This window comes from Metapseudomonas boanensis, assembly GCF_042232855.1.
GTDB lineage: Bacteria > Pseudomonadota > Gammaproteobacteria > Pseudomonadales > Pseudomonadaceae > Metapseudomonas > Metapseudomonas boanensis.
The window spans coordinates 4,815,494-4,838,837 of the sequence record NZ_CP113889.1 but is presented as its reverse complement, the minus strand read 5'-3'; the positions used below and the strand labels follow the sequence as shown (position 1 = coordinate 4,838,837).

Genomic DNA, 23,344 nt, shown 5'->3' with positions numbered 1-23,344 from the left:
GTGATTTGTGGGTGACTCCTGGGTAACAAGAGCTAAGCCCCGCAGGCTCTAGGCTTTGCCGTTCGTCGCCGCTAAATGGCGTATTTTTTTGCGGAACTGACTCTGTAGAGCGCGTCGCAAGCTAACACAATATGTTGTGTTTTCATGCCGAGTTGGTCCCCGCTGTGCTAAACCATTGGCATTGTTACAATGCCGGCCATTTTCTATGGCCCGATGTCTATTTGTGGGAGTGCGTGGTGGAGCAAGAAGCCTGGCGAATCCTCATTGTCGAAGACGATCAGCGTCTGGCCGAGCTGACGAGGGAATACCTGGAAGGCAACGGCCTGGAGGTGTCGATCGAGTCCGATGGTGGCCAGGCTGTGGCGCGCATCCTCAAGGACCGCCCGGACCTGGTGGTCCTGGACCTGATGCTGCCGGGCGAGGATGGCCTGTCGATCTGTCGCAAGCTGCGCGGCCAGTACGACGGCCGCATCCTGATGCTCACCGCGCGTACCGACGATATGGATCAGGTGCTGGGGCTGGAGCTGGGCGCCGATGACTATGTATGCAAGCCGGTGCGCCCGCGCGTGCTGCTGGCGCGCATCCGTGCGCTGTTGCGCCGCAGTGAGGCGCCAATCGAGCCACCCGCGCCCGAGAACCTGCGACGGTTGGAGTTCGGCCCGCTGGTGATCGATAACGCCATGCGTGAGGCCTGGTTGAGCGAGCGCAGCATTGAGCTGACCAGCGCCGAGTTCGACTTGCTCTGGCTGCTGGCGGTGAACGCCGGGCGCATTCTCTCCCGCGAGGAGATTTTCAATTCCCTGCGCGGAATCGAATACGACGGTCAGGACCGTTCAATCGACGTGCGCATTTCGCGCATTCGCCCGAAGATCGGGGACGACCCCATGCACCCGCGCCTGATCAAGACGGTGCGTAGCAAGGGCTACCTGTTTGTCCGAGAAGCCGCCGAAGGGTTGGCCTGAGGTGGCGAGGATGCACGGTTTCTACCTTGTAGGAGCGAGCTTGCTCGCGAGAAATCTCGCGTGGACCCTTTCGCGAGCAAGCTCGCTCCTACGGGCAGGGCTGCGATGAACTCGATATTCTTGCGCATCTATGGCGGCATGTTGGTGGCTTTGGTGCTGGTCGCGCTGCTCGGCGTGTTCACCATCCACCAGGTCAACCAGGTGCGCGCCGACCAGTACCGCGAGAGTCTGGCCCGCGGCACGTTTCGCCTCATGGCAGACAACCTGCAGCCAATGGATGAGGTGGAGCGGCGCCGGGCCGTGGTGCTCTGGGGGCGTTTGCTCGGCATCCCGCTGGAGCTCCAGCCGATGGAGCAGGCGCGCCTGGATAGCAGCGCCCGCGGACGCTTGAACCGTGGCCAGGTTCTGGTGCAGGAGACCGGCCCCCACGCGGCTCGGGTCTACAGCCTGCTCAGCGTTGCCGAAGGGGTGTTGCTGTCGGGCGAGGTACAGCAGATCAGCGAACAGTTGGCGCGCGCTACGGTGTACCTGCTGATGGACGAACTGGTGCGCTTTCCGGTCAACGAGCAACCGCAGCGGCTGGCTTCATTGAAGGAGCGCAAGCAGTTCGGCTTCGACCTTCGCCTGATTCCGCTGAAGGAGGCAGACCTCGATGCCGACCAGCGCCGCCGCGTGGATGAAGGCGACACGGTGATGGCCCTGGGCAAGGATGGCGACTCGATCCGGGTCTTCGCCGGAATGGTGGATACGCCCTGGGTGCTGGAAATGGGCCCGATATACCAGATGAACCCCTATCCGCCTCAGTTGCTGGTGTTGATCGGCGCGCTGGGGCTGACGCTGATCGGCCTGACGGTCTATTTTTTGGTGCGCCAGCTGGAGCACCGCCTGATGACGGTGGAGAGCACAGCCACGAGCATTGCCCAAGGCAAGCTGGATGCCCGTGTGCCAGCCCGCGGCGCTGATTCAGTAGGGCGCCTCGCCGCTGCCTTCAATGGCATGGCCGAGCAGTTGCAGCGGCTGGTTTCGGTCCAGCGCGAGTTGGTGCGCGCGGTGTCCCACGAATTGCGCACCCCCGTGGCGCGGTTGCGCTTCGGATTGGAAATGATTGCCGATGCCGAGACCGAAGAGGCCCGGCGCAAGTACATGGATGGCATGGACGGTGACATCCAAGAACTCGACAAGTTGGTCGACGAGATGCTCACCTACGCGCGCCTGGAGCAGGGTACGCCAGCCCTGCACTTCCAGCGCGTGGACCTGGACGCGCTGTTCGATCAGGTGATCGCCGAGCTCTCGCCCTTGCGCGCCACCGTGCAAGTCGAACGCGGGCTGTGCCTGAACGTGGATGCCGAGGGGGCCTGGGTGGAAGCGGAACCCCGCTATCTGCACCGGGCCTTGCAGAACCTCGTGAGCAACGCCATGCGCCACGCCGAGGCAAGGGTGACGTTGAACTACCAGATCGGCCACCGGCGCTGCCGTATCGATGTCGAGGACGACGGTCCCGGCGTGCCGGAGAGTCAGTGGGATCGTATCTTCACGCCCTTCATGCGCCTGGACGACAGTCGCACCCGCGCTTCTGGCGGGCATGGCTTGGGGCTTTCCATCGTCAGGCGGATCATCTATTGGCACGCCGGTCGCGCACAGGTTGGCCGCAGTGATGCACTGGGTGGCGCGCGCTTCAGCCTTGTCTGGCCAAGGCGGCAATCCGAAGCAGAAACCTTGTAGAGAGCATCTTGTTGGTCTGCCTGGCGAGTGAATTCGCGCGGCGCCGTTTTCCCTGGCTGGTAGATATCGCGTTGCTCAATGAAGCCCACCCTGAATGGCTGGCTGCAACCACTGTAGGAGCGAACTTGCTCGCGAAGGCGCGCGTGCCGATTCCTTAGCGAGCAAGAACTCGGCGTCCCCCCTCGCTTCTACATGGTTCTCTTCTGCCCACCGGCATGCCTGGTCTTAAGCCTTACGCCGGAATCGCCACCAGGCTCAGCAGCCTTTCCTGGAAATAGCAGAAGTGCCCGCCAAGCTCGCGGCCTGCATGCCAGTCTCTGGAGAGATCCTGCAGCAAGCGAAGACGTGCGCGGCCATTTGAGTCGACGTTCAGCAGCTCCGCATCCTGAAAGTAGAAGCGTTGGCCAACCAGCGGGTAGAGCGCCTTGAACAGGCTTTCCTTGATCGAGAAGGTGAGGGTGATCCGCTCGGCGTATTGACTTGGGTCGAGGCTACCCAGACGGTTTAGCTCGGCTGGCGTGAGGATTTCCTTGGCCAGGCGTTGGGCGCGGCTTGCGGGCAGCAGGGTTTCAAGGTCGAGGCCCAGGCCGCGCCAGTGTGTATGGCTGGCTACCAGTGCCGAGGCCAGACCGTGGCTATGGCTGATCGAACCGCAAATACCTTCGGGCCAGATGGGCGCCCTGTCTTCATGCAGTCCGGGGACGTCGGGAATGCCGGTGAGGGTCTGCAGGGCCTCGCGTGCGCAGAGTCGGCCGGCTAGGAACTCGGTCTGCCGCTTGGCGACGGAGCGCTGAATGGTCACAGGCACTGCAATCGTGGATAGGGCGAAGTCGGTCGGGGCCAGCAGGGCGGGGTCAAAGTGGCATGAGCGCATGACGATACCCGGCAGCGCATCGTTGAATGGCCAGGTGGATTCGATAGCACTGCAGCAGGCGGGGCGGTTCGAGCTCATGGCGGCATTTTGCATGGCCCATCGAGAATCGGCCAGCCGGGTGAACAGTTACATATGTTTGCAAATGGCCAACAAAGCGAAACGGATTGCCGGGCAGTCTTTTGCAAAACTGCAGGTGCGTTTCTTCTGGAACGCAGGTGAGGTTGTAGTTTGGAATCCCGGCGAATGCCGATTCCAGACATTTTCTCTGAATTGAGTGCGGGAGCCCGATTGGGCTCCCGTTTTTTTTTGCCCGTATCAACGCGCGACCCGTAGGTTGACGCAGAGCGCAGCGAAGCCCGGCTACCGCGTAGTCGGGTATTACGCCCAGGCGGCGTGCTAGGCTTGCAACTCGGTTCACTGGGGCCGGTTGTGTGAGCTCAGCAATGGCGTCGAACGCTTCAGATACCCATCTCACCCGAGGTTCCGCCGCGTATCGGCGCGCGACGCTGGCGTTGTTCTGCGCCGGTTTCGCCACTTTCGCCTTGCTCTATTGTGTGCAGCCACTCCTGCCTTTGCTGGCTGCGCATTTCCGTGTTTCCGCAGCCAGCAGTAGTCTGGTTTTGTCCCTCAGCACCCTGAGCCTTGCCCTGTGCTTGCTGTTGTCCGGCGCGCTCAGCGAGAGTTGGGGCCGAAAAGCGGTCATGGCGGCGGCGCTGGGGCTGGCCAGCCTGCTTGGCATTGCGTGTGCGCTGGTGGATTCCTGGCAGGTGCTGCTTATTCTGCGGACACTGCTGGGGTTGGCTCTGAGCGGGCTTCCGGCGCTGGCGATGGCGTATGTCGGTGAGGAGTTCGATCCCGATTCTTTGCCGGCGGCCATGGGGCTCTATATCGGCGGAACCGCGCTCGGTGGCCTGCTCGGACGTTTGCTGGCCGGTCTGCTCAGTGACCTGGGCGGTTGGCCGCTGGCTCTTGGCGGCATCGGCCTGCTGGGATTGCTGGCCCTGGGATTGTTCCTCTGGTGGCTGCCCCCGTCGCGGCATTTCAAAGCGCATCCGTTGTCGCTGTCGGGCTTGTTGGGCAACTTCTCCGGGCATCTGGCCAACCCTGAACTGCGTGGCCTGTTTCTCATGGCATTCCTGCTGATGGGCGGCTTCGTGGCGCTGTTCAACTACATTGGTTTCCGCTTGGCGGCGCCACCATTCGGGCTGTCGAATAGTTTGATTGGTTTGTTGTTTTTGGTTTACCTGGTGGGCATCTTCAGTGCCGGTTGGAGCGGACGGCTGGTTCCGCGACTCGGGGCGCGGCGAGTCGTGCAAGGTGGCGTGGGCACGATCGTCATTGGTGCTGGCCTGTGCGCCCTGCCGCTGCTGGTGACCTCGGTAGTCGGACTCGCATTGGTGACACTGGGCTTTTTTGCTGCTCATGCCGTGGCGAGCGGCCAGGTGGGGCAGCGTGCAAAGGAAGCCAAGGCGCAGGCTTCAGCGCTGTACCTCTGCGCCTATTACCTGGGCTCGAGCCTTGTCGGCTATGCCGGCGGCTACGTATGGGAACATGCCGGCTGGCTGCCACTGCTGGCCGTGCTGGTTTCGTTGTTCCTGCTGGCCGGGTGGCGTGCGCGTAAACTTTGAAGGAGTGGGCCGGTTGTTCAGGGAAGGTTCAGGTGCGGTTCAGTAAACAGCTGGCAAGCTATTCCCCACTCTCGCCGTCACCGTTGCCTGGAGGGCATCCAGATGTATGAAGTCCTGTTCGGGCATGGCCTTTGGGCCTGCCGACCTCCTGTTCGAGTCCTCCCTTTGGGGGCTTGCCGATGAAATTGCTGGTTGTGGAGGACGAGGCGCTGTTGCGCCACCATCTCTTCACTCGCCTGGGTGAGCATGACCATGTGGTGGATGCTGTTGCTGATGCCGAGGAAGCGCTGTACCGGGTTGCTGAGTTCAACCATGATCTGGCCATCATCGATCTCGGCCTGCCGGGCATGAGTGGCCTGGAGCTGATCCGACAGTTGCGTAGCCAGGGAAAGAGCTTTCCGATCCTGATCCTGACGGCCCGTGGCAACTGGCAGGACAAGGTCGAGGGGCTGGCAGCCGGTGCTGACGATTACGTGGTCAAGCCGTTCCAGTTCGAAGAGCTGGAGGCTCGGCTGAACGCCTTGCTGCGGCGCTCATCGGGTTTTATCCAGCCCACGATCGAGGCGGGCCCACTGCTGCTGGACCTCAATCGAAAGCAAGCGCAGATCGACGGCGAGGCGTTGCAACTGACTGCCTTCGAGTACCGCATTCTCGAGTACCTTATGCGCCATCATCAGCAGGTCGTGGCCAAGGAGCGCCTGATGGAGCAGCTCTATCCAGATGACGAAGAGCGTGACCCGAACGTCATCGAGGTGCTGGTCGGACGCTTGCGCCGCAAGCTTGAAGGCAACGGTGGTTTCAAACCGATCGAGACGGTTCGCGGCTTGGGTTACCTGTTTACCGAGCGGTGCCGATGAGCGTGAAAGTACTGGTGACGCATTGTTTACGAGGTGCGGCCAACTCCCTGCGGCTGCGTTTGATGCTGGGGGCAGCCGCGATTTCGGTGTTGTTCATGCTAGCGCTGCTACCCGCCTTGCGCGGGGCATTCGTCATTGCGTTAGAGGAATCCATCCATATGCGCCTGGAGTCCGATGCCAGCGCGCTGATCGCAGGTGCATACATCACTGATGGCCGACTGGATATGCCTGACGATCTGCCGTCCTCGGAGTACGACGAGCTCGATGCCAGCCAACTGGCTTACATCTATGACGGCGAAGGCAAGCTGGTCTGGTGGTCTCGATCGTCAGAGAACGAGAACGTCCCTTACCGGCCGCAACTCGGTCAGCATGATCATGAACTCATGCAGTTGAAGGACGTCAATGGGCGGGAGTTTTTCGCTCACCAGATGGGGGTCGATCAGCTACGTGGCCAGAAGGTTTCCTTCTATGTCGTTTCCATGCAGCCGGCCAGTGACTACCAAGGTTTGTACGACGATTTCATCGAGCAGCTATACATCTGGCTGAGTGGTGCCGCGGTGGTGCTGCTGGCCCTGCTTTGGTTCGGCCTGACCTGGGGTTTTCGCAGCCTGCGCGGGCTCAGCTCCGAGCTGGATGAGGTCGAGGCCGGGAGTCGCGATAGCCTGAGTGAAAAGCACCCGCGAGAGTTGCTGCGCCTGACTCGCTCGCTGAACCGCCTGTTGGATGGCGAACGCCGCCAACGCGAGCGCTACCGCCATTCCCTGGATGACCTGGCTCACAGTCTGAAAACCCCACTGTCAGTCCTGCAGGGTGTCAGCGAGGTGCTGGCCGACAAGTCCGGCGAGGGTGAGCAGGCGCGGGTGCTGCAGAACCAGGTCGAGCGGATGAGCCAGCAGATCGGCTATCAGCTGCAGCGTGCAAGCTTGCGCAAGAGTGGCCTGGTGCGCCACCGCGTACGCTTGGCGCCCTTGATCGATACCCTCTGCGATGCTCTGGACAAGGTCTACCGCGACAAGCGCGTTCAGATCGAACGCAAGTTTGATCCGGGGCTGATGATTCCGATGGAGCAGGGGGCGTTGCTGGAAATGCTTGGCAACCTGCTGGAGAACGCCTATCGACTTTGCCTGGGGCATATCCGCATCAGCGCCGACGTGCGAGACGGATTGTGCGAGGTGCGTGTGGCGGACGATGGCCCCGGGGTGCCGGCCAATCAGCGTGCCCGCATCCTCAAACGTGGCGAGCGGCTGGACAGCCAGCACCCAGGGCAGGGTATTGGCACGGCGGTAGTGAAGGACATTGTCGAGAGCTACGAGGGCGAGCTGTTCCTCGAAGATTCGGACCTGGGTGGTGCCGATTTTCGGATTCGGTTTCCTCAGCTTTGATCCGCAAGTCCGGTGGGGAGTGAATTCTCCCCTACAGGTCAGATAAGTCTCTGCGGTCAGCTTTCCTGCGCCCGATAGGCGCCTGGCGTCAGTCCGGTCCACTTCTTGAAGGCCCGGTGAAAGGCCGAGGGCTCGGAAAAGCCGAGTTGCTCGGCGATATCCTGGATCGACAGTTCGTCCCGACCGAGATGGTAGATGGCCAGGTCACGGCGAAGGTGGTCTTTCAGCTCCTGAAAGCTCGGTCCTTCTTCGCGCAGGTGGCGGCGCAGGGTCTGTGGGCTCATATGCAGTTGTTGCGCCACCATTTCCAGATCTGGCCAGCTGCGGCAGTCGCGGCCGAGCAGGCGGCGGATTTGGCTGGTCAGGCTGTCGCCACCGTCCGGACGGGCCAGCAGGTCCGCGGGGGAGTGTTCGAGAAAGTGCTTCAGCGTGCGTTCGTCCTGCAGCAGCGGCATTGCCAGGTAGCGTGCCTGGAACACCAAACTGGTGCGTTCCACCCCAAAGCGCCGGGAGGTTGGGAAGAGCAGTTCGTACTCGCCGGAGTGGGACGGTTCGGCGTAGGAGAAGGTGGCTTGTTCCAGGCGGATACGCTGGCCGATGAGCCAGCTTGCCAGGCGATGCCAGATGACCAGCAGGCTTTCTACCAGGAAATGGTCAGGATCCCAGAGCGCCGAGTCGTCCACGGACAGTCGTGCCAGGTCGCCTACGCGCTCCAGCCGGATGCCCGGCCCATCGGGGAAAAGGCTGTAGAAGAGGGTGCCTCGACTGAGCGCCTTGTCCAGAGTCCGGCAGTGGATGATCGCGTGGCACATCATGGCGAAGGTGCCGCGCCTGCTGCGCTGCTGGCCAAAGCCCATGTATTCGTCGTCCAGGGCTGCCCAGAGCACCTGCATCAACCGACTGAACTGCTCCGGCGCGACCCGCGCCCGGGGTTCCATGAGCAGGGCAGGCTGGATGCCGGCTAAGCGCAGCAGTGGTTCGCAATCAAGGCCATGGCGTTGCGACCCTCTGAGGGCGGCGCGGACGAAATGGCTGGCGATGGTGCGCTCGCGCATCGATGAATTCCAGGTGCGGGGGAGGGTGATGGTAGGTCGCCTGCTTGAGCGGCGACAAGGGCGAAAATGGCGGATTTCCCCCAGGGACGCGGGCGGAAACCCGCCAATCGGTTGGATTGGTGTTCTGTTTATATTCTCTCAAAACATTGATTTATAAGGGGTTGACGGTTTTTTTAGGATTGGCACAGGGCTTGCGATAGGGAAATCGCCGTCCATTCGACTGGACCGCACAACAACAAAGTCTCCCAGCCAGGGAGATGTGTCGAACATGGTGACGCCGGGGTGTACGGAACACACTTGGTGCCACACGAAAGGAACACTGCCATGTCCCGCCAACCGTTCTACAAGAGCTTGTATGTCCAGGTGATCGTTGCCATTGCTGTCGGCATTCTCCTGGGCCATTTCTATCCCGAAACCGGCGTCGCGCTGAAGCCCCTGGGCGATGGCTTCGTCAAGCTGATCAAGATGGCCATCGCGCCCATCATCTTCTGCACTGTGGTCAGCGGCATTGCCGGTATGCAGGACATGAAGGCAGTAGGCAAGACCGGCGGCTATGCGCTGTTGTATTTCGAGATCGTTTCTACCGTTGCGCTGCTCATCGGCCTGGTGGTGGTGAACGTTGTGCAGCCGGGCGTCGGCATGCACGTCGATCCGAGCACCCTGGACACCAAGGGCATCGCTGCCTTCGCCGCTGCCGGCGAGCAGCAGAGCACCGTGGCTTTCCTGCTTAATGTGATTCCGAGCACCGTCGTCGGCGCCTTCGCCAATGGTGACATCCTGCAGGTGCTGTTCTTCTCGGTGATCTTCGCCTTCGCCCTGCAGCGCATGGGTGACTACGGCAAGCCGATTCTGGAGTTCATCGACCGTATCGCTCATGTCATGTTCGGCATCATCAACATGATCATGAAGGTCGCTCCCATCGGTGCTTTCGGTGCCATGGCCTTCACTATCGGCCAGTACGGTGTGGGCTCGTTGGTGCAGCTCGGCCAGTTGATGCTGTGCTTCTACATCACCTGCGTGTTCTTCATCCTGGTGGTCCTGGGTGGCATCGCCCGTGCCCATGGTTTCAGCGTCCTGCGCTTCATCAAGTACATCCGCGAAGAGCTGCTGATCGTGCTGGGCACCTCGTCCTCCGAATCGGCTCTGCCGCGCATGCTGAAGAAGATGGAGAAGCTGGGTGCGAACAAATCCGTAGTCGGTCTGGTAATCCCCACTGGCTACTCGTTCAACCTCGACGGCACGTCCATCTACCTGACCATGGCTGCGGTTTTCATCGCCCAGGCCACTGACACGCCGATGGATATCACTCACCAGATCACCCTGCTGCTGGTGCTGCTGGTGGCCTCCAAGGGCGCTGCTGGCGTGACCGGATCCGGGTTCATCGTGCTGGCCGCCACCTTGTCCGCCGTTGGCCATCTGCCGGTTGCTGGCCTGGCGCTGATCCTCGGTATCGACCGTTTCATGTCCGAAGCCCGTGCCCTGACCAACCTGATCGGCAATGGCGTGGCCACCATCGTCGTCGCCAAGTGGTGCAAGCAGCTCGACGAAACCACCCTGCAGAGCGAACTGGCCAGCGGCGGCAAGGTCGCCGTGCCGAGCGCCGCCCCGCAGACGGCTGCCTGATCGGCTAAAGCAACAGCGTTCTCCTCTTGGTGGGGAGGCATTTCCAGCCCGGCGTTGTGCCGGGCTTTTTTGTGGATCAACGGTAAGCGCAAAACCCTCTCCTCCGGCGCCTCTCCACTCCGGGGAGAGGGGCTGACCGATTGCGTCAATTCGTTCTGAGCGCTTGCGTCATTGAGAGCGGTGGGGGCTGCCGCCTAACCTGCGGGACGACTTCAGCCCATGGAGCTCCCCATGCAGCGCATTCATTTCGAGACCGAACACGACATGTTCCGCGAGTCCTTCCGCAGCTTTCTGCAAAAGGAGGCGGTGCCGCACCAGGAGGCCTGGGAGGCCGCAGGCGTGGTCGACCGCAATGTGTGGAAAAAGGCGGGAGAGATGGGATTTCTCCTGCCATGGGCTGATGAGGAGTATGGCGGCGCCGGACTGAAGGACTTCCGCTACGAGCAGATCATGGCGGAGGAACTGGCCTACATCAACGAGCCGGGCTTCATGATCCCTCTGCATTCGGCACTCTGTGGTCCGTACATTGCCGAGTACGGCAATGTCGAGCAGAAAGCGCGGTTCCTGCCGGGGATCATTCGCGGCGAAACCATCCTTGCGGTGGCCATGACCGAGCCGAGCGCCGGCTCCGACCTTGCCGGCATGCGAACCACGGCCGTCGACAAGGGCGACCATTACCTGCTCAACGGCTCTAAGGTATTCATCTCCAATGGCCTGCTGGCCGATGTGGTGATCGTTGCTGCCAAGACCGATCCGGCGAACAAGCACGCGATGGGCCTGTTCCTGGTCGAGCGTGACATGGAGGGCTTCGAGCGTGGACGTAACCTCAAGAAACTCGGCATGAAGAGCCAGGACACTGCCGAGCTGTTCTTCAACAACGTTAGGGTGCCCAAGGAAAACCTGCTGGGCGATGCCAAGGCAGGGTTCTTCTATCTGATGAACATGCTCGCCCAGGAACGTCTGACCAACGCTTGCGGTGCGGTGGCTGGAGCCGAGGCGGCATTGCTCACCACCATCGACTATGTGAAGGAGCGCAAGGTCTTCGACCGGACCGTGGCGAGCCTCCAGAATACCCGTTTCAAGCTGGCCGAGATGCGAACCCAGATCGACGTCGCGCAGGTGTTCACCGACCGCTGCGTGATGGATCACAACTTGAAGAAGCTGACGCCGGAAGTGGCGGCCGAGGCCAAGCTCTTCACCACCGAGCTGCTGTGCAAGGTGGTCGACGAAGGTGTGCAATTGCACGGCGGCTGGGGCTACATGTGGGAGTACCCGATCTGCAAGATGTGTGCGAATGCGCGCATCCAGCGCATCTTCGCCGGTACCTCGGAAATCATGAAAGAGATCATCAGTCGTGGGATGAAGCTCTAGGTCAGGCGAGCTCTCCGCACGGCGCGCCCAACGATCTAACTTTCGCCCTCCGCAGCCCGGACATCAGTCCGGGTTTCCCCGCGTACCAGGGAGGTAACAGTCATGTCCAACGCACAAGGCGCCATAGACGCCTGGGCCCAGCTGGCCACCGGCCGTACCCGTGAACTGATTCCCGAAGCGGTGCACCTGTTCGAAAAATCCGGCACCACGGTGCTGCTCGACAAGGGCCTCAGCCCCGAGGAAACCGTGGCGGAGATGGACAAGGCTGGCATCAACAAGCTGATGATCAGCGCCTGGTGCCGGCCCGAACGCTGGGTCAGCAGTAATGACGAGGTGGCTGAATACACCCGCGCGTATCCTGAGCGCTTCGTCGGCGTTGCCGCGGTTGATCTGAGCAGGCCCATGGCCGCCGTGCACGAGTTGGAGCGCGCTGTTACCGAGCTGGGCTGCAAAGCCCTGCGCGTGGTGCCCTGGCTATGGAAGCTGCCGCCAAACCACCGTCTCTATTACCCGCTCTACGTAAAGTGCATCGAGCTGGACATCCCGTTCTGCACCCAGGTCGGTCACACTGGCCCGTTGATGCCCTCGGAAACCGGTCGCCCAGTGCCTTACCTCGATGAAGTGGCACTGGATTTCCCCGAGCTGCGCGTCGTCGCCGGGCACATCGGCCATCCCTGGACCGACGAGATGATCGGCGTCGCCTGGAAGCACGAAAACGTTTTTATCGACACTTCGGCCTACCTGCCGCGCTATTACCCGCAGGCCTTGCTGCAGTACATGCAGAGCTATGGTCAGGACAAGGTACTGTTTGGCAGTAACTTCCCCCAGCTTTCGCTTTCGCGCTGTATGGAACAGGTAGCCGAACTGGAGTTGTCGGAGGAGGTGCGGAACAAGTTTCTCCACGGCAATGCGCGCCGAGTGTTCAAACTGTGAAGGGCCAATGCCCTGTCCCATGAATCCAGGAGTCGCCATGAAAGGCCCGCTTTCCTCACTGAAGATCCTTGATTTCTCAACCTTGCTGCCGGGGCCGTTCGCTTCGTTGCTGCTCGCCGACATGGGCGCCGAGGTGTTGCGTGTGGAGTCGCCCAGCCGCATGGATCTGGTGCGCGTGCTGCCGCCTCATGACGGTGGGACGTCCACCAGCCACGCTTATCTCAATCGCAACAAGCGCAGCATCGCGCTGGACCTCAAGCGACCCGAGGCGGTGGAGGTGGTCAAGCAGCTGGTGCGTGAATACGACATCGTGCTGGAGCAGTTCCGGCCTGGGGTCATGGACAAGCTGGGCATCGGCTATGAAGCGCTTAAAGCGGTGAATCCCAGGCTGATCTATGTCTCCATCACTGGCTACGGCCAGACGGGGCCTTACCGCGACCGCGCAGGCCACGACATCAACTACCTGGCCATCTCCGGCATCGCCAGCTACACAGGGCGTCGCGACAGTGGTCCATTGCCATTGGGCGTGCAGCTCGCGGACATTGCGGGAGGCTCGCTGCATGGGGTGATGGGTTTGCTGGCCGCGGTGATCCAGCGCCAGGCAACGGGGGAGGGGCAGCAAGTGGACGTGAGCATGACTGACTGCGCCTTCAGCCTGCACGCGATGGCCGGCGCTGGCTATCTGGGCGCGGGGGTGGAGCCGGGTATGGAGAGTCAGGTGCTCAACGGCGGTAGCTTCTATGACTACTACCGCACCCGCGATGGCCGCTGGATCTCAGTCGGCAGTCTGGAGCCGCAGTTCATGCAGTCATTTTGCGCTGCAATTGGCCGGCCTGAACTAACTGCACGGGGCCTGTCTCCCAAGCCTGAAGATCAGCGTGAACTGAAGCGCGCCATCGAAGTCGAGTTCGAGAAGCGCGATTTCGCTGAGTGGTGCGAGATATTCGCCACCCTTGATGCCTGCGTCGAGCCTATGTTGCCGCTGTCCGAAGCTGTCGAGCACCCGCAGATCAAGGCACGTGGCCTTGTGGTGGACGTCCCTCGTGAAGGCCTGCCCGCGCAGAAGCAGATCGCCTGCCCGATCAAGTTCTCCTCCGGCCTGCCAGAGCCGCGCCATGCTGGCGGGGTGGTCGGCTCCCATACCGCCCAGGTGCTGGCGGAACTGGGTTACTCGGCCGAGCAGGTCGCGGCGCTGAAGGCCGCTCAGGTAACGGGATAAGGGTTCGCCAAGGAGCGCTTTGCGCTCCCGAGGCCCCGACTATTCCTGTCGCTGCTCCCCACTGAATACCAGGGTCACCCGGCAACGTCGGCAGTAGTAGCGTCGTCCTTGTGCCACCAGTGCGTGGCGCTGAGGGGAGAAGGGAAAATCGTTATCCGGGCAGGCGCAGCGGTAGAGATAGCGGGTGGTCTTGCGTCGCTTCACCTCATACGTATGGCAGCGATTGGGCGGCAGCTCGTAGACGCCGCGCATGATCAGCTGCCACTCCTCGCCATGCGGCTGGATACGGGGACCAAACAGCTGGTGCGCGATGAGGTGTGCGACTTCGTGGGCCACGGTCTGCTTGAGGAAGTCGTCCCGGTTCTCGCGGTAGAGCTGTGGGTTGAAGCGCAGTTTGTTCTCGTGGAGATGGGCGACACCGGCCTTCTGCCCCCGTAGTTTGAAACTCACCTCGGGGCGGGGGAAGGCGCGCTTGAAGAAGGCTTCGGCCTGCTGGTAGCAGGCCTCCACGCGGGCGTGTATCTGCTCGGGCATAGTGAAACTCCAGTGGGCTGCGATTATGCCGCAAAGCCCGCGCTAGCCGAATGCGATGACGCCGAGCGGTCGGGTGCCCAATGAAAAAGGCCGCCCGAGGGCGGCCTCTGTGCTTGCTACTCCTGTCAGCTGGTGTAAACCGGGCCCAGGCCAAAGCCCCAGAGGATCACGGCTGCGGCGATCATCGCTACCAGTACCACCAGGCCCACTGCCAGCACGGAGCTGGAGAACAGGAAGCCTTCATCCTTGGGAATGTTCATGAATGTGGGAATGCCCACATAAAGCAGGTACACCGTGTAGCAGATCGCCAGGGTGCCGACTGTCGCGCCCAGCCACAGGTGCGGATAGAGCGCAGCCAGGCCGCCAATGAACAGCGGGGTGGCACAGTAGGCGGCGAAGACGATGCATTCGGTCACGCTTGGATTGGCGTCGTAGGTGCGAGCCATCCAGTGGATGAATCCGCCCATGACTGCCACGCCGGCCAGCATCGCCAGGTAGGAAAGTATGGACATTTGCAGTGCGCTGGCCTGCGTGAGCATGACGGGATCGCCCTTGCCCAGCACCCAGCCCACCTGGGTCGTGCCGATGAATGCGGAAATTACGGGAATTGCAGCAAGGATCAGGACGTGGGTGAGGTACATGTGGCTGATGCTTTCGTCTTCGCCACGAATCTCCTGCCACTCCTGATCGGGATGAGTGAAGAGCCCCCAAACGTGGTGGATCATGCTAAACACCTCCTCATTATTATGAGGTCGCCCCCCAGCGAAGCGCCGGTGACGCGTAGCCAGCGCCGAACGGTGCTCGGCCGACCTATGCGACCTTATGTCGCAGTATAGGCAGCGGTTTCGTGCCAGGGGGACGGGGCTTTTAGAGCGAATCGAAGATTAAAGTTCAGTTGTAATAGCGTTGAAGTATTTCCATCGCCTTGTTGATCGACTGCAGGCGCGAGGTGCTGCCGCCCCTGTCTGGATGGTGCACGCTCACCAATTGGCGGTACCGCTGTTTGATCAGGGCGAGGTTGAGCGGCTGGCTGCTGTCGTGAAGCCCAAAGAGTTCGAGCGCGGCGCTCTTTTCTTCGCTGCCCTGCATGCGGGTCCAGAAACTGGCGAGGAGCTTCTCCACGTCCTCTTCGGTGGTGTCCCGCAGATTGGCCAAGTCCAGATAATAGTCACGCAGGGCGTCGAGCTCGCTGATGGCGGCGCTGCCAGCCTCATAAGGCATGAGCTGGACGCATAGCGGGCTGATGGCCAGGTGGGCGCTGCGGTCGGCGTGCAGCTGGTCGCGCAGCAGGTAGAGCGCGTTGAACACCAGGAAGTGGGTGCGAAACAGCACCAGCTTATCAGTGAGTTCGAGGTGGGGAATGTGCGTGGAGTGGCGCGTCTTGAGGCGCTGGATCAACTCGTATTCGCTCAGGCCGAGCGGGGCCTCGCGTAGCAGCTCGTGGAGCTGTTCGCTGAGGTCCTGGGCGGGGTCGAGGTCGGTGATCATCGCCGGAGACTAGCACAGGGCGATGATGGGGCTGGGGCGAAGCGCGCTTTGTGCGTAAAATAGCCAGCTTTTCGCATCTCTCCCCGGACTTCAGAGCACCATGGGCACCCTTTCGGTCAATCAGAACAAACTGCAGAAACGTATTCGTCGTCTGGCCGGCGAAGCCATCGCCGACTTCAACATGATCGAGGACGGCGACAAGGTGATGGTCTGCCTGTCCGGTGGCAAGGACAGCTACACCATGCTCGACGTGCTGCTGTACCTGCAGAAGGTGGCGCCGATCAAGTTCGAGCTCGTCGCGGTGAACATGGACCAGAAGCAGCCCGGTTTTCCCGAACACGTGCTGCCGGCCTACCTGGAGTCCATCGGTGTGCCGTATCACATCATCGAGAAGGACACCTACTCGGTGGTGAAGGAGAAAATCCCGGAGGGCAAGACTACCTGCTCGCTGTGCTCGCGCCTGCGTCGCGGCACTCTTTATACGTTCGCCGACGAAATCGGTGCGACCAAGATGGCCCTTGGGCACCACCGCGACGACATTCTGGAAACCTTCTTCCTTAATATGTTCTACGGCGGCACCCTCAAGGCCATGCCGCCGAAACTGCGTGCGGACGATGGCCGCAACGTGGTGATCCGCCCGCTGGCCTACTGCAACGAGGCGGATATCGAGGCCTACTCCAACCTCAAGGAGTTCCCGATCATCCCGTGCAACCTGTGCGGATCGCAGGAAAACCTCCAGCGCCAAGTGGTCAAGGAAATGCTCCAGGACTGGGAGCGCAAATCGCCGGGCCGTACCGAAATCATGTTCCGTGCCCTGCAGAACGTCGTGCCTTCGCAGTTGGCCGACCGCAACCTGTTCGACTTCACCAACCTGCGTATCGACGAAAACGCCGCGCCGCGTACGCTGGACGTCGTCAACATCTGACCCAGGCCTTTGTAGGAGCGAGCTTGCTCGCGAGGGTTCGCGAGCAGGAACTGGGCGTCCCCCTCGCTCCTACGGGCAACGGGTCATGCCGGATCGCAAGGACAACGCATGCGCGATTATCGTTGGTTGCACGAGTACTGCCTGAACCGATTCGGTTCGGCTAAGGCGCTGGAGGCACGGCTGCCGCAGCCGCGCACGGATGCCGAGCTGCGTCAGCTGCCTGACGACCGTTACCTGTCGCTGATCGCGCTGCGTGTATTTCGTGCCGGCCTCAAGCACAGCCTGGTGGACGCCAAGTGGCCGGCGTTCGAAGAGGTGTTCTTCGGCTTCGATCCGGAGAAAGTGGTGCTGATGGGCGCCGAGCATCTTGAGCGGCTGATGCAGGATGCCCGACTTATCCGCCATCTCGGCAAGCTCAAGAGCGTGCCGCGCAATGCCCAGTTCGTCCTCGACGTAGCGCGGGAGAAGGGCAGTTTCGGCGCGCTGATTGCCGATTGGCCGGTGACTGATATCGTCGGGCTTTGGAAGTACCTGGCTAAACACGGGCACCAGTTGGGCGGTCTGTCTGCACCGCGTTTCCTGCGCATGGTGGGTAAGGATACCTTCATCCCCACCGACGACATGGTTGCAGCCCTAAAGGCCCAGGATGTCATCGACAAGGCACCCACCAGCCAGAAGGAGCTGGCCCTGGTCCAGGCCGCTTTCAACCAGTGGCATGCGGAAAGCGGTCGACCCTTGTGCCAGCTTTCGGTAATGCTGGCGCATACGGTCAATCACTAGCGTTTCGAGTAGCGGTGGGGAGTGACGATGGAGAGTGAACTGCTGCGCGTCGCCAAGGTGCTGAAGCAGGCCCGGCGCATCCTGATCATCACTGGCGCCGGCCTCTCCGCGGATTCGGGCCTGCCAACCTACCGTGGCCTGGGTGGCCTCTACAACGGCATGACGGAGGAGGGGCTGCCCATCGAGTCGGCCTTGTCCGGCCCCATGCTGCAACGCAATCCGGCGCTCTGCTGGAAGTACCTCGCCCAATTGGGGCGCGCCTGCCTGAGCGCTCGGCCCAATGCCGGGCATGAGGCCATTGCCGAACTACAGCGAATCAAGCCCGAGTGCTGGGTGTTGACGCAGAACATCGACGGTTACCATCGGCAGGCGGGCTCGCCGCCGGAGCGCCTGATCGAAATCCATGGCGAGATTTCGCCGCTGTATTGCCAGTCCTGTGGCGCGGAAAGCGTCGAACTGTCGCAGCATCTGGCGGGAGAATTGCCTCCCAAATGCAATGAATGTGGTGGTATTCTCCGTCCGCCCGTGGTGCTGTTCGAGGAACTGCTTCCAGAGCAAGCTATCGAAACGCTCTACGCAGAGCTGCGCAAGGGATTCGATGCGGTGATCTCGGTGGGGACTACGGCGAGCTTTCCCTACATCATCGAACCGGTTGTCCGCACCCGCCAGGCAGGCGGTTTAACCGTGGAAATCAACCCGTCCAGTACCGATCTGACCCCAATCGTCGATGTGCATCTCAAGGGGAAGGCCTTAGATGTTCTGCGGGGGCTGATAAGTCACATTTCGGGCGATTAAATTTGCAAATCAAGTTGATAGAAGGCATAGTCGCGCCTTCTTTATCAACTTCACCGACACGGTCGTGCCCATGCTCAATCGCTTCGCACCCCTCGTGCCCCTTACCTTCGCTCTGTTCCTCGCTGCTTGTGCAGGCCCTGTGCAGCAGTCGCAGCCGCAACAGCCCATTGCTGACGGCGCCCCGGATTCCCTGCTCAACGAGCCCTCCGCCCGTGACCTCGCGGACTTGACCGATGATCAGCCGTACCAGATGCCGTCCCTCTCTGATGGCCTGCTCGAACGTGGTTTCGAACTGGTGGGTACGCCTTATCGTTTCGGTGGTCGCTCGCTGAAGACTGGTTTTGACTGCAGTGGCTTCGTTGGTTACCTGTTCAAGGAAGAGGCCGGCATCCAGCTGCCGCGTTCCACCCGTGAAATGATCAACCTGAATGCCCCGGTGATCGCCCGCAACGAGCTGCAGCCCGGCGACATTGTGTTCTTCAACAACCGTGGCCGCGGCCGCGTCAGCCATGCCGGCATTTATATCGGCGATGATCAGTTCATTCATTCTTCCAGCAGCCGCAGCGGCGGCGTGCGCGTCGACAGCCTCGATGACCGCTACTGGAAAGCCAGCTACATGGAAGCCAAGCGCGTCCTGGCGATGAACACTCCGGCACATCATCCTCTGCACCGTTGATCCAGTCCCATGCCGATGCCGCCCCCCGGGGGCGGCATCGTCGTTTCTGGCACTTGCATCTTTTTTCCTGGCGGTGACGCAGCTTTTGCTTGCAATATCATTGTGAGATCAGCAAATTAGCGCGTACTCCTCAAGTCAGGACTGACTTGCCATGCGCGCACTGGATCGCTTCGTCATTCTTGCCCTGGCCTCGCTGCTCGCTGCCTGCGCGAGCAAGGCACCGCCTCCGCCGCAACCCGTCATCACTGCTCCAGTCCAGCAGTTCTCGCCCGTAGCCGAGGACGTGCTGTTTCGTGCCCTGGGCCTGGTCGGCACGCCTTATCGCTGGGGCGGTAATACGCCGGACAGCGGCTTCGATTGCAGCGGCCTGATCGGTTTTGTCTATCGCGATGCTGCTGGCATCAGCCTGCCGCGCTCCACTCGTGAGATGATCGTGATGCGTGGGCCCAATGTCAGCATCTCCGCACTGCAGACGGGTGACTTGGTGTTCTTCGCCACCAATGGCGGCGGCCAGGTCAGTCATGCGGGCATCTATGTCGGTGAAGGCCGTTTCGTGCATGCGCCGTCCAGTGGCGGAACGGTGCGTCTGGACAGCCTGTCCAACAGCTACTGGCAAAGAAGCTACCTGAACGCCAAGCGCGTATTGTTTGATCCGAGCCTCGCCCGTACGCCCTGAGAATTCCCATGACCAACCGCACACTGAACCTCGACGACGCCCTCTACGGCTACCTGCTCGACGTGTCGCTGCGGGAAACACCGTTGCTCGCTCGCCTTCGTGAGGAAACCGCCGGTATGCCTATGGCGCGTTGGCAGATCGCGCCGGAGCAGGGGCAGTTCATGGCCTTGCTGGTCAAGCTGACCGGTGCCCGGCGGTTGCTCGAAGTCGGCACCTTCACCGGCTACAGCGCCCTGTGCATGGCGGCTGAGCTGCCCGAAGGAGGGAGCATCCTCTGCTGCGACCTGCCGGGCGATTACAACGCCATTGCTCGCCGTTACTGGCAGGAGGCCGGGCTGGCTGACCGTGTCGACCTGCGCCTGGCGCCGGCCCTGGAAACGCTGGCGAACCTGGAGGAGGGTAGCTTCGACCTGGTCTTCATCGACGCCGACAAGGCCAACTACCCGGCCTATCTGGAGCAAGCCCTGCGGCTGGTACGGACGGGCGGCCTGATCCTCTTCGATAACGTGCTCTGGAGTGGTCGTGTGCTGGAGGCTGAACCGGACAGTGCTGACACGCGGGCGATTCAGGCCTTGAACCGTGCGTTGAAAGACGATGTGCGCGTCGACCTGTCGCTCGTTCCCATCGGTGATGGGCTGACCCTCTGCCGCAAACGCTGACTTCCCCTCTCCCGGCCACGGGGGAGGTGCCTGACGACCATGCCAGAACCCATACGCCTGCCACCACAACCGGATGCCTGCGAACTCTGCGGGCGCGCTGCAGCGTTGACTCGTCACCACCTGATTCCCAAGGCCCTGCACGACAAACCGTACGTGCAAAAGCGCTTCGACAAGGGCGAGCGCATCAGCGCGACGCTCTGGGTCTGCCGGCCCTGCCACAATCAGATCCACCGGCTGTTCAGCGAGAAGGAACTGGCCCTGACCTACAACAGCCGTGAAGCCCTGCTCGGTGATGCGCGCCTGCGCACCTTCGTCGAGTGGCTGGCGAGCAAGCCGGCAGGCTTCACACCAAGGCACTGAGCATGTGCTCGACGTTTGACGCTCGCCAGCCAACCCTCTAACCTTCGCAGCTTGCCTCAGGTGCCCTTTGTTCCTAAAGGGTGAAACAGGGAAGCCGGTCCATTCTTCGAAGAATCCGGCGCTGCCCCCGCAACGGTAGGCGAGTCAAGGTCCGCATCCACAGCCACTGTGCGCAGCATGGGAAGGCGCGGCCCGGGAGCCATGGTCCCACTCGCAAGCCCGGAGACCGGCCTGGTGCAAGCAGGGCATCGCGGAGTGCACTTCGCATGCAATACCCATAGATGTCGCGCGGGTGGCACGACGGAGATCCAGACCTTGATTCGCAAGCCTTCCTTCAGGCCGGCGGCCTTTGCGCTGCTTGGCAGTTCCTGTATTTCCCCTTTCCTGGCGGCTGAGCCGCTGACCCTCGACGAGCAGGTGATTACTGCCACTCGAAGTGAGCAGCCGGTGCGCGCCAGCCTGGCTCCGACCACCGTGATCGAGCGCGAAGAGATCGAGCGCACTCAGGCCCGTTCGGTGCCCGAACTGCTGAAAAAGGTCCCCGGCGTCTCGGTGAGCAACAACGGTGGCCCCGGCAAGAACACCACGGTTTTCTTGCGCGGCAGTGAGTCCGATCATGTGCTGGTGCTGATCGATGGAATCAAAGTGGGGTCCGTCAGCGCCGGCCTTACGGCCTTCCAGGACCTCCCGGTTGAACTGATCGAGCGCATCGAAGTGGTTCGTGGGCCGCGTTCCAGCCTGTACGGCTCCGAAGCCATCGGTGGTGTGATCCAGATCTTTACCCGCAAAGGCGACCAGCAGGGTCTCAAGCCCTGGTTCTCCGCTGGATACGGCACCCATGACAACCGCCAAGGCGGCGCTGGATTGTCGGGTGGCGATGGCAAGGGCTGGTTCAGTCTTGGCGTCAGCAGTCAGGACACCGACGGCATCAACTCCCGCCGCCAGGGAAGTGCCTACTACGAGACGGATGCCGACGGCTACCGCAACCATTCCGGCTCCCTGCGCGCCGGTTACCAGTTCGACAACGGCCTGGAGCTGGACGGCACCCTGATGCAGGCCCGTGGCCATAACGACTATGACGATATCGACACTTCCGGCTTCCTGCACCCTGCTGGCGGGCACAATGCCAACGCCGATAACCGCCAGGAACTGGCGGGTGGCCGAGCGCGCTTCAGCCCTCTAGAGCCCTGGAAAGTGACGCTCCAGGCCGGGCGTAGCGAGGACAAGGCAACGAGTTGGGTTGACGGCGCATTCGACGCACGTTTCGACTCCCAGCGCGACAGCGCTTCCTGGCTCAACGACCTGACTCTCGCTGAGGGTCATGTGCTGACCCTGGGCTATGACTGGCAGCAGGACAAGGTCAGCAGTTCGACGGTCTTCGACAAGGACGCCCGCATCAATGAGGGCTGGTTCGCCCAGTACATCGGCGACGCCGGTCGACAGGACTGGCAGCTCAGCCTGCGTCGTGACGACAACGAGCAATTCGGTAACCACGACACCGGCAGCGCCGCCTGGGGCTATGCACTCACCGATGAGCTGCGCTTCAGCCTGAGCTACGGCACGGCCTTCAAGGCGCCAAGCTTCAACGAGCTGTATTTCCCTGGCTACGGCAACCCGGGCCTCGACGCGGAAACCTCGGAGAGCTTCGAGGCGGGCCTCAGTGGCGTGCATGACTGGGGCCATTGGTCCGTCAATGCGTTCCGCACGAATGTGGATGATCTTATCGCCTTTGACTCGACCATCGGCGTGTGGGGCGGCCCGAACAACATCGGCAAGGCGCGCATTGATGGCCTGGAGTTGGTGTTGGGCAGCCAGTGGTTGGGTTGGGACTGGAATGCCAATGCCAGCTTCCTGGATGGCGAGAACCGTGGCGACGATGCCAATCGGGGCAACGAGTTGCCCCGGCGTGCGCGGCAAGTCTTTAACCTCGACGTTGATCGTCGGTTCGGCCAGATAGGGCTCGGCGCGACGGTTCATTCCGAAGGACGCCGTTATGACGACCTGGCCAACACCGAGCGTATGGCTGGCTACGCCACCCTGGACCTGCGCGGCGAGTACTGGTTGACCGAGGAGTGGCGCTTGCAGGCCAGCGTCACCAACCTGTTCGATGCGGACTACGAAACAGCCCTGGACTATAACGAGCCGGGGCAGGCGGTTTTCTTCAGCGTGCGCTACCAGGCGCTCTAATCCCGAAATCAAAAGGCGAAACCATGACTGAATCCGCTGAACGCGATGCCCGCCATCGCTCGCGCATGCAACGCAAGAAGGCGCTGATCGACGAGAAGATTGCCCAGGCCCAGGACGAGTATGGCCTGCTGCTGGTGCACACCGGCAATGGCAAGGGCAAGAGCAGCTCAGCCTTCGGCATGGTTGCCCGTGCGTTGGGCCACGGCATCAAGGTTGGCGTGGTGCAGTTCATCAAGGGCGGCATGTCCACGGGCGAGGAAGCCTTCTTCCGCCGCTTCCCGGAGGAAGTGAGCTACCACGTGATGGGGGAGGGCTACACCTGGGACATCCAGGACCGCCAGCGCGACATCGAGAAGGCCCAGCAGGCTTGGGCCGTGGCGCGCTCCTTGCTGGACGACCCACAGATCGGCCTGGTGGTGCTGGACGAACTGAACATCGCCCTCAAGCATGGCTATCTTGAGCTCGATGCGGTGCTCAAGGACATCGAGTCCCGCTCGGAGCACCAGCACGTCGTTGCCACCGGTCGCGGCGCCCCGCAGGAACTGATCGACGCAGCGGATACCGTCACCGAGATGAGTCTGGTGAAGCACGCCTTCAAGTCCGGGGTGAAAGCCCAGAAAGGAGTGGAGTTCTGATGG

The 23,344-nt window shown here is 61.7% G+C and carries 23 protein-coding genes and 1 riboswitch; of the genes, 18 read left to right on the top strand and 5 right to left on the bottom strand.

Annotated elements, in window-relative coordinates; genetic code table 11:
* Positions 1-236: 236 nt before the first annotated feature.
* A complete protein-coding gene (locus tag OXH74_RS22595) occupies positions 237-962 on the top strand; it encodes a response regulator (protein WP_375738957.1) in 726 nt (241 codons plus the stop codon).
* A gap of 105 nt (positions 963-1,067) precedes the next feature.
* A complete protein-coding gene (locus OXH74_RS22590; protein WP_375738956.1) occupies positions 1,068-2,684 on the top strand; it encodes an ATP-binding protein in 1,617 nt (538 codons plus the stop codon).
* Positions 2,685-2,916: 232 nt separating this feature from the next.
* On the opposite strand, the gene OXH74_RS22585 is transcribed toward OXH74_RS22590, so the two are convergent.
* Positions 2,917-3,636: a 4'-phosphopantetheinyl transferase gene (locus tag OXH74_RS22585; RefSeq protein ID WP_375738955.1), complete on the bottom strand. Its 720-nt coding sequence runs from the start codon at positions 3,634-3,636 to the stop codon at positions 2,917-2,919.
* Between the two features lie 365 nt (positions 3,637-4,001).
* Here OXH74_RS22585 and OXH74_RS22580 point away from each other — a divergent pair, with 365 nt between their 5' ends.
* The 3 genes from OXH74_RS22580 (at position 4,002) to OXH74_RS22570 (ending at position 7,425) form a co-directional block, all read left to right on the top strand.
* The gene (locus OXH74_RS22580) at positions 4,002-5,186 is read left to right on the top strand and encodes an MFS transporter (protein WP_375738954.1); all 1,185 of its coding nucleotides are present in this window, start codon (positions 4,002-4,004) and stop codon (positions 5,184-5,186) included.
* 179 nt (positions 5,187-5,365) lie between these two features.
* Complete coding sequence (locus tag OXH74_RS22575; protein WP_375738953.1) at positions 5,366-6,043, top strand: response regulator; 678 nt, start codon at positions 5,366-5,368, stop codon at positions 6,041-6,043.
* Positions 6,040-7,425 carry an ATP-binding protein gene (locus tag OXH74_RS22570; RefSeq protein ID WP_375738952.1) on the top strand — a complete coding sequence of 462 codons (1,386 nt, stop codon included), beginning with the start codon at positions 6,040-6,042 and terminating at the stop codon, positions 7,423-7,425. The genes OXH74_RS22575 and OXH74_RS22570 overlap by 4 nt, the downstream gene beginning before the upstream one ends.
* Before the next feature lie 56 nt (positions 7,426-7,481).
* On the opposite strand, the gene OXH74_RS22565 is transcribed toward OXH74_RS22570, so the two are convergent.
* Complete coding sequence (locus OXH74_RS22565; RefSeq protein WP_375738951.1) at positions 7,482-8,480, bottom strand: AraC family transcriptional regulator; 999 nt, start codon at positions 8,478-8,480, stop codon at positions 7,482-7,484.
* Positions 8,481-8,804: 324 nt separating this feature from the next.
* Between OXH74_RS22565 and OXH74_RS22560 the strand changes: the two genes are divergently transcribed.
* The 4 genes from OXH74_RS22560 to OXH74_RS22545 all read left to right on the top strand — a co-directional run bounded on the left by OXH74_RS22560 (position 8,805) and on the right by OXH74_RS22545 (position 13,626).
* Positions 8,805-10,103, top strand: coding sequence for a dicarboxylate/amino acid:cation symporter (locus tag OXH74_RS22560; protein WP_375738950.1), 1,299 nt, complete (start codon positions 8,805-8,807; stop codon positions 10,101-10,103).
* 231 nt (positions 10,104-10,334) lie between these two features.
* A complete protein-coding gene (locus OXH74_RS22555; RefSeq protein WP_375738949.1) occupies positions 10,335-11,474 on the top strand; it encodes an acyl-CoA dehydrogenase family protein in 1,140 nt (379 codons plus the stop codon).
* 102 nt (positions 11,475-11,576) lie between these two features.
* Positions 11,577-12,407 (top strand): amidohydrolase family protein, encoded by an 831-nt coding sequence (locus tag OXH74_RS22550; RefSeq protein ID WP_375738948.1) that lies wholly within the window; start codon positions 11,577-11,579, stop codon positions 12,405-12,407.
* Positions 12,408-12,444: 37 nt separating this feature from the next.
* The gene (locus OXH74_RS22545) at positions 12,445-13,626 is read left to right on the top strand and encodes a CaiB/BaiF CoA transferase family protein (RefSeq protein WP_375738947.1); all 1,182 of its coding nucleotides are present in this window, start codon (positions 12,445-12,447) and stop codon (positions 13,624-13,626) included.
* 39 nt (positions 13,627-13,665) lie between these two features.
* On the opposite strand, the gene OXH74_RS22540 is transcribed toward OXH74_RS22545, so the two are convergent.
* The 3 genes from OXH74_RS22540 to OXH74_RS22530 all read right to left on the bottom strand — a co-directional run bounded on the left by OXH74_RS22540 (position 13,666) and on the right by OXH74_RS22530 (position 15,648).
* Positions 13,666-14,160, bottom strand: coding sequence for a SprT family zinc-dependent metalloprotease (locus OXH74_RS22540; RefSeq protein WP_375738946.1), 495 nt, complete (start codon positions 14,158-14,160; stop codon positions 13,666-13,668).
* 125 nt (positions 14,161-14,285) lie between these two features.
* Positions 14,286-14,885: a Yip1 family protein gene (locus OXH74_RS22535; protein WP_215375270.1), complete on the bottom strand. Its 600-nt coding sequence runs from the start codon at positions 14,883-14,885 to the stop codon at positions 14,286-14,288.
* Between the two features lie 166 nt (positions 14,886-15,051).
* Positions 15,052-15,648: a DNA-J related domain-containing protein gene (locus OXH74_RS22530; protein WP_375738945.1), complete on the bottom strand. Its 597-nt coding sequence runs from the start codon at positions 15,646-15,648 to the stop codon at positions 15,052-15,054.
* Between the two features lie 100 nt (positions 15,649-15,748).
* Between OXH74_RS22530 and ttcA the strand changes: the two genes are divergently transcribed.
* The 9 genes from ttcA to cobO all read left to right on the top strand — a co-directional run bounded on the left by ttcA (position 15,749) and on the right by cobO (position 23,341).
* Positions 15,749-16,573 carry a tRNA 2-thiocytidine(32) synthetase TtcA gene (gene ttcA / locus OXH74_RS22525; protein WP_215375277.1) on the top strand — a complete coding sequence of 275 codons (825 nt, stop codon included), beginning with the start codon at positions 15,749-15,751 and terminating at the stop codon, positions 16,571-16,573.
* Between the two features lie 108 nt (positions 16,574-16,681).
* The gene (locus OXH74_RS22520) at positions 16,682-17,353 is read left to right on the top strand and encodes a DNA-3-methyladenine glycosylase I (protein ID WP_375738944.1); all 672 of its coding nucleotides are present in this window, start codon (positions 16,682-16,684) and stop codon (positions 17,351-17,353) included.
* 27 nt (positions 17,354-17,380) lie between these two features.
* The gene (locus tag OXH74_RS22515) at positions 17,381-18,148 is read left to right on the top strand and encodes an NAD-dependent deacylase (RefSeq protein WP_375738943.1); all 768 of its coding nucleotides are present in this window, start codon (positions 17,381-17,383) and stop codon (positions 18,146-18,148) included.
* A 70-nt stretch (positions 18,149-18,218) separates the two neighbouring features.
* Positions 18,219-18,824 carry a C40 family peptidase gene (locus OXH74_RS22510; RefSeq protein WP_375738942.1) on the top strand — a complete coding sequence of 202 codons (606 nt, stop codon included), beginning with the start codon at positions 18,219-18,221 and terminating at the stop codon, positions 18,822-18,824.
* A 151-nt stretch (positions 18,825-18,975) separates the two neighbouring features.
* Positions 18,976-19,500, top strand: a complete 525-nt coding sequence (locus OXH74_RS22505) for a C40 family peptidase (protein ID WP_375738941.1) — start codon at positions 18,976-18,978, stop codon at positions 19,498-19,500.
* Between the two features lie 8 nt (positions 19,501-19,508).
* Positions 19,509-20,159 carry an O-methyltransferase gene (locus OXH74_RS22500; protein ID WP_375738940.1) on the top strand — a complete coding sequence of 217 codons (651 nt, stop codon included), beginning with the start codon at positions 19,509-19,511 and terminating at the stop codon, positions 20,157-20,159.
* Positions 20,160-20,198: 39 nt separating this feature from the next.
* Positions 20,199-20,519, top strand: coding sequence for a hypothetical protein (locus OXH74_RS22495; protein WP_375738939.1), 321 nt, complete (start codon positions 20,199-20,201; stop codon positions 20,517-20,519).
* A gap of 41 nt (positions 20,520-20,560) precedes the next feature.
* Positions 20,561-20,769: riboswitch (cobalamin riboswitch) on the top strand.
* A gap of 65 nt (positions 20,770-20,834) precedes the next feature.
* Complete coding sequence (gene btuB / locus OXH74_RS22490; RefSeq protein ID WP_375738938.1) at positions 20,835-22,706, top strand: TonB-dependent vitamin B12 receptor; 1,872 nt, start codon at positions 20,835-20,837, stop codon at positions 22,704-22,706.
* A gap of 23 nt (positions 22,707-22,729) precedes the next feature.
* Positions 22,730-23,341, top strand: a complete 612-nt coding sequence (cobO, locus tag OXH74_RS22485; protein ID WP_375738937.1) for a cob(I)yrinic acid a,c-diamide adenosyltransferase — start codon at positions 22,730-22,732, stop codon at positions 23,339-23,341.
* The last annotated feature ends 3 nt before the right edge of the window (positions 23,342-23,344 follow it).